General features: G+C 70.0%; 12 protein-coding genes. 3 read left to right on the forward strand and 9 right to left on the reverse strand.

The genetic code is table 11. The annotated features are described in order from the left end of the window. The first annotated feature begins 219 nt into the window (after positions 1 to 219). Positions 220 to 828 carry a DUF4360 domain-containing protein gene (locus WME82_RS19575; RefSeq protein WP_437747021.1) on the forward strand — a complete coding sequence of 203 codons (609 nt, stop codon included), beginning with the start codon at positions 220 to 222 and terminating at the stop codon, positions 826 to 828. Between the two features lie 52 nt (positions 829 to 880). Here WME82_RS19575 and WME82_RS19580 read toward each other — a convergent pair whose 3' ends face one another. The 7 genes from WME82_RS19580 to WME82_RS19610 all read right to left on the reverse strand — a co-directional run bounded on the left by WME82_RS19580 (position 881) and on the right by WME82_RS19610 (position 7,934). Continuing rightward, positions 881 to 1,306 (reverse strand): hypothetical protein, encoded by a 426-nt coding sequence (locus WME82_RS19580; protein ID WP_437916770.1) that lies wholly within the window; start codon positions 1,304 to 1,306, stop codon positions 881 to 883. Between the two features lie 189 nt (positions 1,307 to 1,495). Beyond that, the gene (locus tag WME82_RS19585; RefSeq protein ID WP_438044083.1) at positions 1,496 to 2,095 is read right to left on the reverse strand and encodes an RES family NAD+ phosphorylase; all 600 of its coding nucleotides are present in this window, start codon (positions 2,093 to 2,095) and stop codon (positions 1,496 to 1,498) included. A 12-nt stretch (positions 2,096 to 2,107) separates the two neighbouring features. Continuing rightward, positions 2,108 to 2,740 carry a hypothetical protein gene (locus WME82_RS19590; protein ID WP_437747024.1) on the reverse strand — a complete coding sequence of 211 codons (633 nt, stop codon included), beginning with the start codon at positions 2,738 to 2,740 and terminating at the stop codon, positions 2,108 to 2,110. 192 nt (positions 2,741 to 2,932) lie between these two features. Further along, the gene (gene ligD / locus WME82_RS19595) at positions 2,933 to 5,005 is read right to left on the reverse strand and encodes a DNA ligase D (protein WP_438044084.1); all 2,073 of its coding nucleotides are present in this window, start codon (positions 5,003 to 5,005) and stop codon (positions 2,933 to 2,935) included. A gap of 566 nt (positions 5,006 to 5,571) precedes the next feature. Then, positions 5,572 to 5,904, reverse strand: coding sequence for a hypothetical protein (locus WME82_RS19600; RefSeq protein ID WP_438044085.1), 333 nt, complete (start codon positions 5,902 to 5,904; stop codon positions 5,572 to 5,574). A 50-nt stretch (positions 5,905 to 5,954) separates the two neighbouring features. Next, positions 5,955 to 6,494: a hypothetical protein gene (locus WME82_RS19605; RefSeq protein WP_438044086.1), complete on the reverse strand. Its 540-nt coding sequence runs from the start codon at positions 6,492 to 6,494 to the stop codon at positions 5,955 to 5,957. A gap of 201 nt (positions 6,495 to 6,695) precedes the next feature. Continuing rightward, a complete protein-coding gene (locus WME82_RS19610; RefSeq protein ID WP_438044087.1) occupies positions 6,696 to 7,934 on the reverse strand; it encodes a hypothetical protein in 1,239 nt (412 codons plus the stop codon). Positions 7,935 to 8,708: 774 nt separating this feature from the next. Here WME82_RS19610 and cysK point away from each other — a divergent pair. Beyond that, positions 8,709 to 9,701 (forward strand): cysteine synthase A, encoded by a 993-nt coding sequence (gene cysK, locus WME82_RS19615; protein WP_437747028.1) that lies wholly within the window; start codon positions 8,709 to 8,711, stop codon positions 9,699 to 9,701. Positions 9,702 to 9,708: 7 nt separating this feature from the next. Beyond that, positions 9,709 to 10,701: a serine O-acetyltransferase gene (locus WME82_RS19620; protein ID WP_437872953.1), complete on the forward strand. Its 993-nt coding sequence runs from the start codon at positions 9,709 to 9,711 to the stop codon at positions 10,699 to 10,701. Positions 10,702 to 10,731: 30 nt separating this feature from the next. On the opposite strand, the gene WME82_RS19625 is transcribed toward WME82_RS19620, so the two are convergent. Beyond that, positions 10,732 to 11,022 (reverse strand): SelT/SelW/SelH family protein, encoded by a 291-nt coding sequence (locus tag WME82_RS19625; RefSeq protein ID WP_438044088.1) that lies wholly within the window; start codon positions 11,020 to 11,022, stop codon positions 10,732 to 10,734. Positions 11,023 to 11,061: 39 nt separating this feature from the next. Further along, positions 11,062 to 12,495 carry a magnesium transporter gene (gene mgtE / locus WME82_RS19630; protein ID WP_438044089.1) on the reverse strand — a complete coding sequence of 478 codons (1,434 nt, stop codon included), beginning with the start codon at positions 12,493 to 12,495 and terminating at the stop codon, positions 11,062 to 11,064. Between the last annotated feature and the right edge of the window lie 414 nt (positions 12,496 to 12,909).

Raw genomic sequence — 12,909 nt, forward strand, 5'->3', positions numbered from 1 at the left:
GGCCGAATGTCCGTGAGCCCCGCAGGCCTCACATCATTCGATGGATTCCTGCCAGTCTGCGGCGCCGCGCCGGGCGAGGGGGCCCCGCGCGGGTTGCGCGGAGCGCGCGGGGATCGCATGCTCGTCACGACATGTCGGCCGGCGTGCGATAGCGGTGACGCGCGCGCCTACGACGACGCACGGCGACGTGATGTCGCCTGACGGCGAAAGGGGGGGACGATGTTCCTGCGATGGGCGTTCGGCTTTTGTTCGGCGTTTTTCTTCGCCTTTCCTGCGCTGGCGCAGAATACGCGGATCGCGAACTTCACCTATGCTGGCAGCGGCTGCCCTGTCGGCTCCGCTGCGGGGGTGATCTCGCCTGATCAGAAGGCGCTGACCGTCATCTTCGACCAGTTCGAGGCGCACGCCGGCCCGGGCATCGGCCGCGCCGCGAACCGCGCGTTCTGCCAGCTGGCCGTGGATCTCCGGTTCGATCCGGGGTGGCAAGTCGCGGTCTTCGACGCCACGTACCGGGGATTCGCCGACCTGGAGGGCGGCGTCCAGGGGCTCCACGAGACATCGTATTATTTCTCGGGGTCGCCGCTCACCTCGGGGCCGCTCATGTGGAGCATGATCGGGCCGTTCACGAGCGACTTCTCCCGCACGGACACCTTCACGACCACGGTCTGGTCCGAGTGCGGCACCGTGCGGCCGCTCAACATCAAGACGAGCCTCTATGTCACGAACCGGCTTGCGCCGTCGAGCTCCGGGGTGCTGACCAACGACACGACCGACCTCCAGGTCCGGCTCGAGTACGGCCTCGTGTACCGCCCCTGTCCCGGTCCCTGAGGTCGGCAGGGCGCCCGGCGCGCCTGGCGCGGCGGTGCCGCGCCGGGCTCGCTCACGCCATCAGGCAGCCGGCCGACGACCCTTGCATCGGCACGATGGCCATGATCTCCCCGGTCTCCCCGAAGATCAGGAGCCGCGCGACGATGGCCTCCTTGCCCGTGCCGCACAGGGGCAGGAGCGCGAGCCGGACCGCTGGCCCGTTGCCCCCTTCGAACTTGAGGGCGAGCAGCTGCTTGTCGTCGCACTCCTCGAGGAGCTCCACGTCCGCCTCGATCTGGACCGGCGCCACCCGCGTGCACGCCTTGGCCTCGCCGAAGCTGTCCACCGTGCAGCGGTTGGGATCGAGCGAGATCCGGACCCGAGACGACGCCTGTTCGCCCACCGTGGTGATCTGGATCTGATGAACCGAAATCCCCTTCTGGAGCGGGATGGGCTCCACGAGATAGCCTGTTTCCAGCCGCAGATTCTTGATTTTCATCGGACCCCCGCCTCTCGGCCGTGCGTCCCGCGATCTCCGCCCATCGCGGCGCCGCGGCGGCGCGCCTGCTTCTAGGGAGAAGCACCGGTTGTGCCGGCGCGCGCGCGCGGAGCCCGCACGCGCGCCCTGCGCCGCCATCGCGCTCGGCGGAGCGCCACAGGCGCGGCGCCGCCGTCCGCTCGTCCAGGCTCAGACGAGCCCGAACTTGTAGATATCAAGGAGCCTGGCGAGGAGCGCCGCGTGCGCCGGATCCGCGAGGGAGCCGAGCCGGGTCACCTCGAGCTCCGCGCTGACGCGCTCGAAGAGGGCGGCGCAGACGCGGGTCGGATCGTGGCGCGCGGCGTACGCGATGCCGTCGGGTCGCCTCGGGTGGTCGTGGATCGCGCGCGCCCAGCGGTGGGCGGCCCGATAGGACTCCCCCGAGGTCAGGCGGGCGTCGGCCCCGAGGCGCGCCAGCCCCTCTCCCGTGAGGTTCACGAGCCGCAGCGGCCGCAGCGGCGCGATGCGCGCGAGCCCCCGCGCGGCGAGCTCGCTCTGCTCCACGAAGCGCACGCCGGTCGCGTGGCCGAACACCTCGATGAAGGCGCAGCGCGGGTCCTTGCCGGCGTACAGCACGCCGAACTCGCCGTCCGGCGCGTCGAAGCGGTTGTCGCCCGAGCGACCGAAGTGGAGCGGTTCACGCGTGAGCCAGTGGATCCGGAACCAGCTCCGCCGGTAGATCGCGATGGGGAGCGGCGACGTCGCGAGGTCGAGGGGCGGGTCCGGATGCGCCCCGAGCGTCGTCGTCATCGCGGCGCGTTCTCAGGCCGCGCCTTGCTCACCGAAGGTGCGCGCGGCGAGCCGCACGGGGTCCAGCTCGCCGCGGCGGAGCCAGTCGAGCGGCCGCTCGCCGTCGAGGCGGAGGTTGCCGGAGAGGAAGAAGCGGACCTTCGCCAGCGGGGGGTGCTCTTCGAGGAGGGCCAGGATCTCTTCCATCCCCGGCAGCAGGCCCTCGTCCGCGAACTGCCATGCGGGGTAGAGGTGGCCACGAGCGCCGATGCTGACGGCCAGCAGCCTTCCGGCGGCGCGCCGCGCTTCGATCGCCTGGGGCGAGAGGTGCAGCCCCTCGCCGACCTCCTCGGCGGTGAGCGTGCCCCCTTCGGCCGCGAGGAGCGCGTCCCTCGCCTGCAGGCCGCGGAGGCGGGCCGGCATGAGCGGATCCGCAGCGGAAAAGAGGCCGACGGCGCTCGGCTGCGTGAGCGCCGTCACCAGGGCGTCCGCGTTGCTGGGCGACGCGTCCACCTCGCCAAGCTCGCTCTGATCGAGCCGCTCCGCGACCTGGGTGAGCGCGTCGATGCCGCGCGCCAGGAACGCGACCCGCAGCGGTTCACCATCGAACTGCTGGAGTCGCTCTGCAATTTCCGAAAGAGCGCTGGAGTCCCGATCCTTGGCCATGGCCGACCCAGGGGACGATGCAGCGCGCGCGCAGCGCCGTCAACCAAGCGCCCGGCACCTTTCTGCGTCATTACGACCACGCTGAACGGAACGTCAGTGAAAGCCATTCGCTGTGTCGTTGGTGTCGTTGGTGTCGTTCTTCTTCGGTGAGCTCACCGGCTCCTGGGTTTGTCGGGGACGTGGGAAAGAAGGTCAGAGGCCGACCTGTTTCAGCATCGCGCTGGTGATGGACTGACGCACGCTCGTGAGCTCTGCCCATGGGTCCCGGATCGCGGCGAGGCGCTGCGGCACGGTGTCGATGGTGAACGAGGCGGGATCGAGCGGCGCGTCGAGCTCGTCCCACGAGAGCGGGGTCGCGACGGCCGCGCCGGGGCGCGCCCGCGTCGAGTAGGGCGCCACCGCGGTGGCGCCGCGCCCGTTCCGCAGGTAGTCGACGAAGACCTTGCCGGCGCGCTTCGCCTTCGACATCGTCGCGGTGTACCGCGCCGGCTCGGAGCGCACGAGCGCGTCGGCCACGGCCTTCGTGAACGCCTTCACCTCGTCCCAGCCCCTGCGTGGCGCTATCGGGACCACGACGTGCAGGCCTTTGCCGCCGGTCGTCTTGACGAAGCTCCGTAGCCCCAGCGACGAAAGGAGGCGCCGCGCCGTCCGCGCCGCGTCCGCCACGCGCTCCCACGGGAGATCCGGCGCTGGATCGAGGTCGAACACCATCCTGTCGGGCTGCTCGATCCGGTCCACGCGGCTCCCCCAGAGGTGCACCTCGAGCGCCCCCATCTGGAGGAGCGACACGAGCCCTTCGGTGGTCTCGATATAGAGATAGGTGCGCTCGCCGTCGTCCTCCTCGACGGCCATCCGCTGGATCGCCTCGGACAGCCCCTCGGCCTCGTGCCTTTGGAAGAAGCATGGCTTGCCCTGGCCCGCGGGGCAGCGGACCAGCGTGAGCAGCCGCTTCTCGGCGTGGGTCAGCATGTGCTCGGCGATCTGCTCGTAATACCGGGCCAGAGCGAGCTTCGTGATCCCCTGCGCGGGATAGAGCACCTTGTCGGGGTTCGTCAGCGGCACCCCGGCGACTTCGACCCGCTCGGCGCCGCCGCTGCTCCGGCCCCCGCGCGGGGCCTTGCCCCCCGTCGTGCTCGCGGCCCTCCTCGGCGCCGCGCCGGCCGCCCTGCTTGGCGCAGCGCCCGCTGCCTCGCCGGGCGGCGATCGCGGCGGCGGCTGTTCGCGCTCGACGGTGACCGACTCCGGGGTGCGGTCCTCGCGGAGCCCTTCGAAGGAGGGGTGTCGCAGCCGTCCGTCGCGCGTCCACTCGGAAAAGCGGACCTCCGCGACGAGCCTGGGCTCGACCCAGCGCGCGCCCCGCATGCGCGGCGCCCCTGAACAGGCCGGCGTGGCGCGCGCGATCGGATCGAGGCGGCTGCGCAGGGTCGTCAGCGTCTTGCTCGTGAAGCCCGTGCCCACCTTGCCGGCGTAGGCGAGCTTGCCTGATCTGTTCACGCCGACGAGGATCGCCCCCAGCCCTTTCCGGGCGCCGGACGGCTCGGTGAAGCCGACGATCACGAACTCCTGGCGCCGGCCGCACTTCACCTTGAGCCAGCTGTCGCCGCGCCCGCTCCTGTAAGGAGCCTCCGGGCGCTTCGCGATGACGCCCTCGATCCCGAGCTCGCACGCGTGCTGGACGACGGCGGAGCCGTCCTCCGCGACGTGCTCCGTGTAACGCAGGTGCCCTTCCTCGGGCGCTTCTGCGAGCAGCGCCTCGAGCGCCCGCTTGCGGGTGACCTGTGTGCACCCGCGGAGATCGCGGCCGTCGAGGTAGAGCAGGTCGAAGACGAAGTACATCAGGCGCCCCTCGCTCCTGCCATTCCCGTCGCTGAGCGCGTTCTGGAGGGCCTGGAAGTCGGTCACGCCGTCCGGCCTCACGACGACGATCTCGCCGTCCAGCACGGCCTCCCGCGCAGGCAGCTGGGCGAGGTCGTCGCGCACGCCCGCGAACCGCTCGGTCCAGTCCTGGCCGCGGCGGGTCAGGAGCGTCACGCGCCCCCCGCGGAGCTTCGCGAGCATGCGATAGCCATCGAGCTTGACCTCGTAGAGCCACCCCTCGCCCGGGGGCGGCTCGGTGACGAGCGTCGCGAGCTGGGGCTCGATCTCGCCCGGGAACGGCCCTTTCCGGGCGCCCTCGAGCGCATCCGCGTAGGTCAGCGTCGGGCGCGGGACCGCTGCGGTGGTGTCCGCGTCTCCCGTCGCCGCGGACGAGCGCTGGCTGTCCACATCGGCCGCCGTTGCCCCGCGTTTGCGACGGGCGGTCAGGGTTGCTTGTCGCACCGCTTGAGTCCGCCGCGCCGCGCCTTGTGCCTGTCTTTGTCCGGCCATCATCATGCCACCGTCGCTTTTGGTGGAAAAAGCAATTCCGATACCGCAATGGCATCGTCGCCTGCCGGTGGTTTCCCGTTTCCCGGACGTGGCGCGGCCGGCTGAGCTCGACATGCGCGCCCCAGAATGCGGCGATCTGCCACGCACGTGGCCTCACCCCTGGCGCGCCAGCCGCGGCTCTGCGCAGCGGATCTCCTCGGATCCTGGCGCACGGGCTCCCGCGCAACATCCGAGTTCCCACGCCTGCCACGGCGCCTGGAATGAACAGGTGCGCAGGACCGCGCGGGTGGTTTAGATCAAGTAAGGACGGACTCGAGGAAATCGGCAATAGAACGAACGCTGCAACGCTGGTGCTGCGCGTCGCCGCCGCTGTGATCGTCGGATGGTCGTCCCGGACGGCGTGAACGGGTCAAGCACTGCCGTGAGGGGCGAGCGACAGGGGATACGCCTGGTGCCGGACCGAGCTACTGCAGCGCCTCGGAGACGTTCGACGCGGTGATGGCCTGGTCATGCCACCGCTCCAGGGTCGCCAGCTCGACGCACGCCTCGATGCGAGCGTCGTCCAACGGGCTCAGCACGAGCTGCCGGCGAGCGAGCACACGTCGCAGGGCAGCGCGTGCCTCGGCCAGACGTCCCTTGCCGATGCCCTTCTCGATGCCCTTCTCGATGAGCCGCTCCTGGACCTGCGGGCTCGCTTCGAGCAGCACCTCGAGGATGCGCTGCCGCCGGGCCTCCACCTCCGGGTCTTCGGCCTTGCCGAACCTCCACAGGAGCTCCTCTCGGGTCGTCGCTGACATGGCCAGGTACTCTAGCATGGCCAGCACCCACTCGATGGGCCGGCGTCCGGCTACCCACCGGCCGAACTCGTCGAGGGCTCGCCCGGAACGGGCGACCAGGAAAGCGATCGCTCGTCCCGCAGGGGGAGCTCGTTCGCTGCAACCCACAGCACCCAGTGCCCGAGCGGCTCCACGCGGTAGCAGCCGGGCGCGAAGCGCCTGGGCGCGTACACCCGTTGCAGCCACTCCGGCACGTGAGGAGCGACCAGCCAGAGCGGCTCGTGGCCCACCCAGGGCGGCGCCTCTTCCGCTTGCTCGACCCGCTGCAGCTGCCTCGCTTGCCGCCGCAAGAGGGCCCGCTCTATCGCCTTCCGATCCACGTGATCCCCGGCGAGCTTCAGCTCGACCATCACCTCCTCGTGCCCACGCGCCTCGGGCCAAGGCGCTGTCAGCTCCACCAGGAGAGCAGGGCGGTGGATCAGGAGCAGGCCATCGCACTGCACCTTCTCGAGCCGGATTTCCGGTGGATCTTGCCAGGTGATGGCACCTCCAGTGAGGCGCTCCGTCTCTTCGGCGAACGTTCGTTTGGCGAACAGGTCCGGTTGACCCATCGCGCTGCGCGGTAGCAGAGAACGATCGCAGGAGCCAGAACCATTCGCAGATCAGCGAGATCCGCTGACCGGCTTTCTCACCGGCACTCGCACTCTATCCACCCAAGGCCGCACCGCGACGAATTCTCAAACGAAGACGACCTCGTCTCCGTAATACGCTTCTCCGTATCGACGGCTCGCGCGCCCCCGACACGCGACCCGTCATTGCGCGGGCGGCTCGCTCCAGTAGCGCACCAGATCAGGCAAGGCGGTCTCCGCCATGCGGGTGAGGTGCCTCACGTGGTCTGGCTTCTGGGTACCCGGATAGCCTCGGACGTGGAACGCGCCCCTGTGCGCCTCGGACAGGGGGGCGAACCGGAGCTTCGCCTCGCTCGCCTCCCCGGTCAGGTCGTAGATCGCCTGCTCGTCTGCGCCCGCGCCCGGGGAGCGCTGTGCGCCCGTGAGCTTGAGGAGAGCGTCCGTGCTCTCGTGAGTACCGGCGTAATCGCCGTTCGGGGTGATCTCCGAATGGGTGATCGACATCAGCTTCTTGCCGGCGGCCGCCAGCTCGGCGAAGCGGCTGAACGGCTTGAGGCGCTCCATGTCCAGGCTGCGGTCGAGCGGCATGTAGCCGGTGTGGATGCCGTCCAGGAGCAGCACGGCGTCCACCTTGTCCGTGAACCCCGGCTGGTTCAGGAGCCCGCGAACCGCGCCATACCCGGCGCTGAACGCCGAGAGCGCGACGCGCCGGAGCCGGGCGTCGCGCAGCCCACGGGCCTCGAGCGCCACCTGCGCCTTCGCCATCAACGCCGGGAGATAGGAGCGGATCGAGAACTGGGTCTCGTACGCACCAGAGCTGATGCCCAGATTGATGATCATCACAACCGCGTTGAGCCGGGCGCGATCGAACCCCGCCTGCACGACGTCGTTGACCCCATGGAAGTGGATCACCAGATCGTACGCTCCATCTGCCGAGGCGAAGGACGCGGGGATGGTGATGATCCCGTCGGGGATGGGGATCACCGCCGTTCGATCGAGCGTCGCGTCGGCGCGATCCGCGGCAGCGAGGGCCGGCGCCGCCGTTGCTGGCGTTGCCTGGAGCGGCGCGGCCGCTTCGGCCTTCACCTCGACCCGCGCCGCCACCCCCGTCGACCGCAGGATGGCCGCGGCGGCCGCGGCAGGCTGGAGCGCCGAGCCCGCGCGGAGATCGAGGCCCGCCGCGCCGAGCTGCATCGAGACGAGCCCGCCCACCACCGCCGCGAAGCCCAGGCCGGCACCCGCGCTCAACGCGATCAAGCGCGATGTGGAACGCCGCGTCGGAGATGCCATGACCGGAGCCGGCGATTCGAACGGCATCGCCATGCCCCCAATCGACGCCGGCGGACGACGGAAAATTAAAGTGGGCTCATCCTCGTCGTGGGGCAGTTGGACCTCCGCGCAAGGGGGCTCAGCGGGGAACATGTCAGCGATGATGCGAGGCCTATGCCACTCATGGCAAGAGCTAAAATTCTACATGATAGGTTCGCATGCGCATGCGTCAAGGAAGTGGACCTGGTCCGACGTAGTCCCATGGTGGTTCATCGATTGCCCAGGGAAGCACCTTGCTCGCGCACGTAGTCACCGTGGTTCCGGTATTCCTGAGCGCTCGTGAGCACCTCTGAGCCGTCGGTGCTCCGACGTGGCACGGCGTGGTACGACGTGAATGTTCAAGCGCCAGCAGATCAGGGGAATGACGCACTCCGGCAAAATCTCTCATGAATTGGCCGCTATCACCGCCACCTTGGTCGCGCTGCGTCATCCCCTGTGCCTCATCGGAACTCGGGACACCCGAGCGCCGGCGCGGTGCGGTCGAGGCCCTGCCGGAGCAGGCCAGTCCGCCCTCCGAGGATGATCTCGTTGGCTCCTGCGCTTCGCGTGGAGCGCGTAATCGACTTCGCGCCATCCACCGCACGACCGCTCATGGCCGGACTGACCTCCATGCGCCGGGGTGTCTCGCCGGCCCCCTCGGTGAACCGTTGCACGTCCAACGGTTCACCGACGAGGGGGCGCGCTGAGCGCTGCGCGCGCCCGCCGGGCGAGCTGGCGCGGCAGGCGTCGCCCCGACGTCAGCGACGGACGACGCCGCGCTGCCCTCTGGAAATACGGCGCGACCGAGGCGGGGCGCACGTGGACCTTGACAGCGCGGGGCGCCTCTGGATCTCCTCTTTCCTCCCCACTCACCCGCACGGGCCACCCATGACCAGCTTCCCCCGCGTGTACGACGACAACACCCAGAGCATCGGCCGCACGCCGCTCGTGCGCATCCGCCGCGTGATCGAAGGCGCGCGCGCGACGGTGCTGGCGAAGATCGAGGGGCGCAACCCGGCGTACTCGGTCAAGTGCCGCATCGGCGCGGCCATGGTCTGGGACGCCGAGCAGCGGGGCGTGCTCGGCCCTGGCAAGGCGATCGTCGAGGCGACCAGCGGCAACACCGGCATCGCGCTGGCCTTCGCCGCCGCCTCGAGGGGGATCGAGTGCGTGCTCAGCATGCCCGAGACGATGAGCATGGAGCGGCGCAAGGTGCTCATCGCCCTCGGGGCCAAGCTGCTCCTGACGCCGGGCCCCAAGGGCATGAACGGCGCCATCGCCAAGGCCGAGGAGCTGGCCGCCTCCGACCCCGGCCGGTACGTGCTGATGCGGCAGTTCGAGAACCCGGCGAACCCCGCGATCCACGAGACCACCACCGGCCCCGAGATCTGGGACGACACCGGCGGCAACGTCGACGTCCTCGTCTCGGGCGTGGGCACCGGCGGCACGATCACCGGCGTCAGCCGCTACTTCGAGCGCGGCCGCGGCCGCGCCCTCCACTCCGTCGCGGTGGAGCCGGTCCACTCGCCGGTCATCTCGCAGACGCTCGCCGGCCAGCCGCTCACCCCGTCCCCGCACAAGATCCAGGGCATCGGCGCCGGCTTCGTCCCGAAGAACCTCGACCTCTCCTTCGTGGACCAGGTCGAGGCGGTCTCGAACGACGAGTCCATCGCCATGGCGCGGCGCCTCGCGTCCGAGGAGGGCATCCTCTGCGGCGTCTCCTGCGGCGCGGCCATGGTCGCGGCGGGCCGGCTCGCGAAGGATCCGAAGTGGGAAGGAAAGACCATCGTGGTCATCCTCCCGGACACCGGCGAGCGGTACCTCTCTGGGCCCCTCTTCGAAGGAATGTTCTCCGAGGTCGAGGCCATGAAGGCCTCGTGAGGTCGACGTGAGCAAGAAGTGTGATGCTGCCCCCTCCGAGGCGCCGGCCGACCTGCACGGCATCGTCGACGCGCTGATCGCGAGCTACCGGGAGGATGCGCGCGGGCATCACATCAACAAGCGCTTCACCCCGTCGCGCCAGGAGATCACCGAGATCATCGATCTCCTGCTCCAGATCTTCTACCCGGGCTATCACGGGCGGCAGGACCTGTCGGACGAGGACCTGCTCTACCACGTGGGCACCCTGGTCTCGACGCTGCGCGACAAGCTGGAGCGACAGATCGAGCGCTGTCTGTGCTTCCAGGACGAGACCGTCGACGCGGGCCGCCTCGACGTCCCGAGGTGCCGGCAGCGGGGGCGCGACGTGGCGCGGCTGTTCATCGCCCGGCTGCCGGAGGTCCGGCGGCGCCTCCTGCTCGACGTGCAGGCGGCCTACGACGGCGATCCGGCGGCGGCCTCGATGGACGAGATCATCCTGGCCTATCCAGGCCTCCTCGCCGTGACGGTGCACCGGGTCGCGCACGAGCTGTACCTCCTCGGCGTGCCGCTCATGCCCCGGATCATGAGCGAGTGGGCGCACACGAGGACGGGCGCCGACATCCACCCAGGCGCCAACATCGGTGACAGCTTCTTCATCGATCATGCCACCGGCGTCGTGATCGGCGAGACGACCGACATCGGCGAGCACGTCAAGCTCTACCAGGGCGTGACGCTGGGCGCCCTCTCCTTGCCGCAGCACTCGCGGGGCGCGCGCGGCCTGAAGCGCCACCCCACCGTGGAGGACAACGTCACCATCTACGCGAACGCCACGGTCCTCGGCGGCAAGACGGTGCTGGGGCAGGGGAGCGTGGTGGGCGGCTCGGTGTTCCTCACGAAGAGCGTCGCCGGCGGCCAGCGCGTCGCGCTCGAGGCGCCGAGGCTGCGCGTCGCGTCGCCGCCCCATGGCACGCCCGCCGTCGGCGCCTCCGATCTGGACAGCATCCTCGACTTCGACATCTAGAGCGGCGCTCTCCTCATCAGAGCGGGCGTCTCATCGATCGGAGTGGCCGAGAGGGCGCTCCGGGGCGACGCGGTCGCGGATCGCCTGCTTGATCTCCTTGGGCTCGGGGAAGCGCCCTTCGACGGCGCGCGAGAAGAGCGGCGCGCCGTCGAGCGTGATGTCGAAGACGCCGCTCTCGCCCGGCGACAGGAGCACGTCGATCTCGTCAGGGAAGGTGATCAGCAGCTCCTGAGCGAGCCAGGCCGCGCGCGTGAGCCAGCGGCACTTGGGGCAATACCGGATCGCGACGAGCGGCCGTTGCGGGGCGGGGGTGGCATCCATGCCAGGATCGTAGCGCGAGCGCGCGGCGCGCGGGCAGGCTCAGACGAGGAACGCCCTGGCGAGCCCGAGGAAGATGAAGAAGCCCATGCTGTCCGTGGTGAACGTGAGCAGGACGCTCGACCCCTGGGCCGGATCGCGGCCCAGGCGCTGGAGCACGAGCGGCACCGCGCACCCGACCATCGCCGCCACCACGAGGTTCAGCAGGATGGCCGCGGCCATCACCAGACCGAGCGGGACGCTGCCGTAGAGGGCGGCGGCCGCGAGCCCCACGAGCGTGCCCCAGACGGCGCCGTTCATCAGGCCGACGACGAGCTCTTTCTTCAGGAGGTGCCCCGTGTTCGCCCGCGTCAGCCGGTCGAGCGCGAGGCCGCGGATCACGAGCGCCACCGTCTGATTGCCCGTGTTGCCGCCGACGCTCGCCACGATGGGCATCAGCGCTGCCAGCGCCACGAGATCCTGAATGGTGCTCTCGAAGATGCCGATGACCCGCGAGGCCAGGAATGCCGTGAGCAGGTTGACGAAGAGCCAGAGCCAGCGGTTCTTCGCGCTCGTCCACGCGGGCGCGAAATAGTCCTCCTCTCCCGCGAGGCCCGCGCGCAAGAGCGCCTCGCTCTGGGCTTGCCGCCGCAGGAAGTCCATCATCACATCCACCGTCAGCCGGCCGACGAGCTTGCCGCGCTCGTCCACCACCGGCGCGGCGATGAGGTCGTAACGCTCGAAGGCCCTGGCCGCGTCGCTCGCGCGCTCCTGGGGCGTGAAGCTCACCACGTCCGTGGACATGACCGCGCTCACCTGCGCGCGCGGCTCGCGGAGCAGCAGGTCCTTGAGCGACAGCGCGCCGCGGAGCACGTTGCGCGCGTCGACAACGAACAGCGCCTCGGTGTGCGGCGGCAGCTCGCCCCGCCGGCGCACGTCCTCCAGCGCGCCGCCGAGGTCCCGGCCGTCGCGCACCGAGACGAGCTCCGGGCTCATCAGGTGGCCCACAGAGCCGTCCGGGTACGCGATCGTCGACTGGAAGAGCGACTGCTCGCGCGCGTCGAGCGACTGGTACACCTCCGCCACGATCTCCGGATCGACCGACTCGCTGATGTACGCCAGATCGTCCGGATCGAGCTGGCCGAGCAGCGCGACGAGGCGAGGGCGCTCCGTCTCCGCGACGAGCCAGTCGCGGACCGACCGCGAGGACTCGAGCAGCACCTGTGCGGCGCGGTAGGGCTCGAGCTCAGCCCACACCACAAGGCGATCCGCCTGCGGGAGCACCTCGATGATGTGGGCGAGGTCCGCCGGGTGCAGATCCCTGAGCTTCCTCTGCAGCAGGGCGAGATTTTGCCGGTGGACCAGCGCCTCGACGAGCTCTTTGTTCCTGCTCTCCTGCTTGTGGGTCAGCGTCTCGATGACGCGTTGCTTTTGGAGCAGGGTAGTCACCAGGCTCAGGCTCTCTTGCAGTTTCTCCTGGGACCTAGGCGTGCTCATGGCGGCTCCGGGCGCGGGGGCGCGCCGAGCATAGCCCGGGTCCGCGCGGCCGGTCGTAGGCCGCGTGCGGTCGCGCTCGCCGTATTGACCGGACCCCATGGCTCATGGTTCTGTCGGCCCGATGAAGCGCGCGTTCGATTTGTGCGTGGTTGGGCTCTCGCTCGGAGCGATGGCCTGTGGACCGGGCCTGGAACCCGAGGTGGTCGTGCATCCTCCCCGGCCCACTGTCTCGCCGGAGAGCACCGCCAGCACGACCGGCGGCGGGTGTCCGGCCATCGGCCACGCGGAGCCGCTCATCGTCGACTGGCTCACGACACGCCGCTCCGATCTCGGGCTCGCGATGAAAGACGGCATCGCCGTCGTCTCCTACGACTGCACGACGCTGAAGCTCCTCACGCAGTGCAAGCTCCCAGG

This window comes from Sorangium sp. So ce128 (assembly GCF_051525245.1).
Classification (GTDB): domain Bacteria; phylum Myxococcota_A; class Polyangia; order Polyangiales; family Polyangiaceae; genus Sorangium; species Sorangium cellulosum_B.

Coding starts and splice junctions, on each gene's coding strand:
- WME82_RS19575 (WP_437747021.1), top strand. CDS start 220: ATGTTCCTGCGATGGGCGTTCGGCTTTTGTTCGGCGTTTTTCTTCGCC.
- WME82_RS19580 (WP_437916770.1), bottom strand. CDS start 1,306: ATGAAAATCAAGAATCTGCGGCTGGAAACAGGCTATCTCGTGGAGCCC.
- WME82_RS19585 (WP_438044083.1), bottom strand. CDS start 2,095: ATGACGACGACGCTCGGGGCGCATCCGGACCCGCCCCTCGACCTCGCG.
- WME82_RS19590 (WP_437747024.1), bottom strand. CDS start 2,740: ATGGCCAAGGATCGGGACTCCAGCGCTCTTTCGGAAATTGCAGAGCGA.
- WME82_RS19600 (WP_438044085.1), bottom strand. CDS start 5,904: ATGTCAGCGACGACCCGAGAGGAGCTCCTGTGGAGGTTCGGCAAGGCC.
- WME82_RS19605 (WP_438044086.1), bottom strand. CDS start 6,494: ATGGGTCAACCGGACCTGTTCGCCAAACGAACGTTCGCCGAAGAGACG.
- WME82_RS19610 (WP_438044087.1), bottom strand. CDS start 7,934: ATGTTCCCCGCTGAGCCCCCTTGCGCGGAGGTCCAACTGCCCCACGAC.
- cysK (WP_437747028.1), top strand. CDS start 8,709: ATGACCAGCTTCCCCCGCGTGTACGACGACAACACCCAGAGCATCGGC.
- WME82_RS19625 (WP_438044088.1), bottom strand. CDS start 11,022: ATGGATGCCACCCCCGCCCCGCAACGGCCGCTCGTCGCGATCCGGTAT.
- mgtE (WP_438044089.1), bottom strand. CDS start 12,495: ATGAGCACGCCTAGGTCCCAGGAGAAACTGCAAGAGAGCCTGAGCCTG.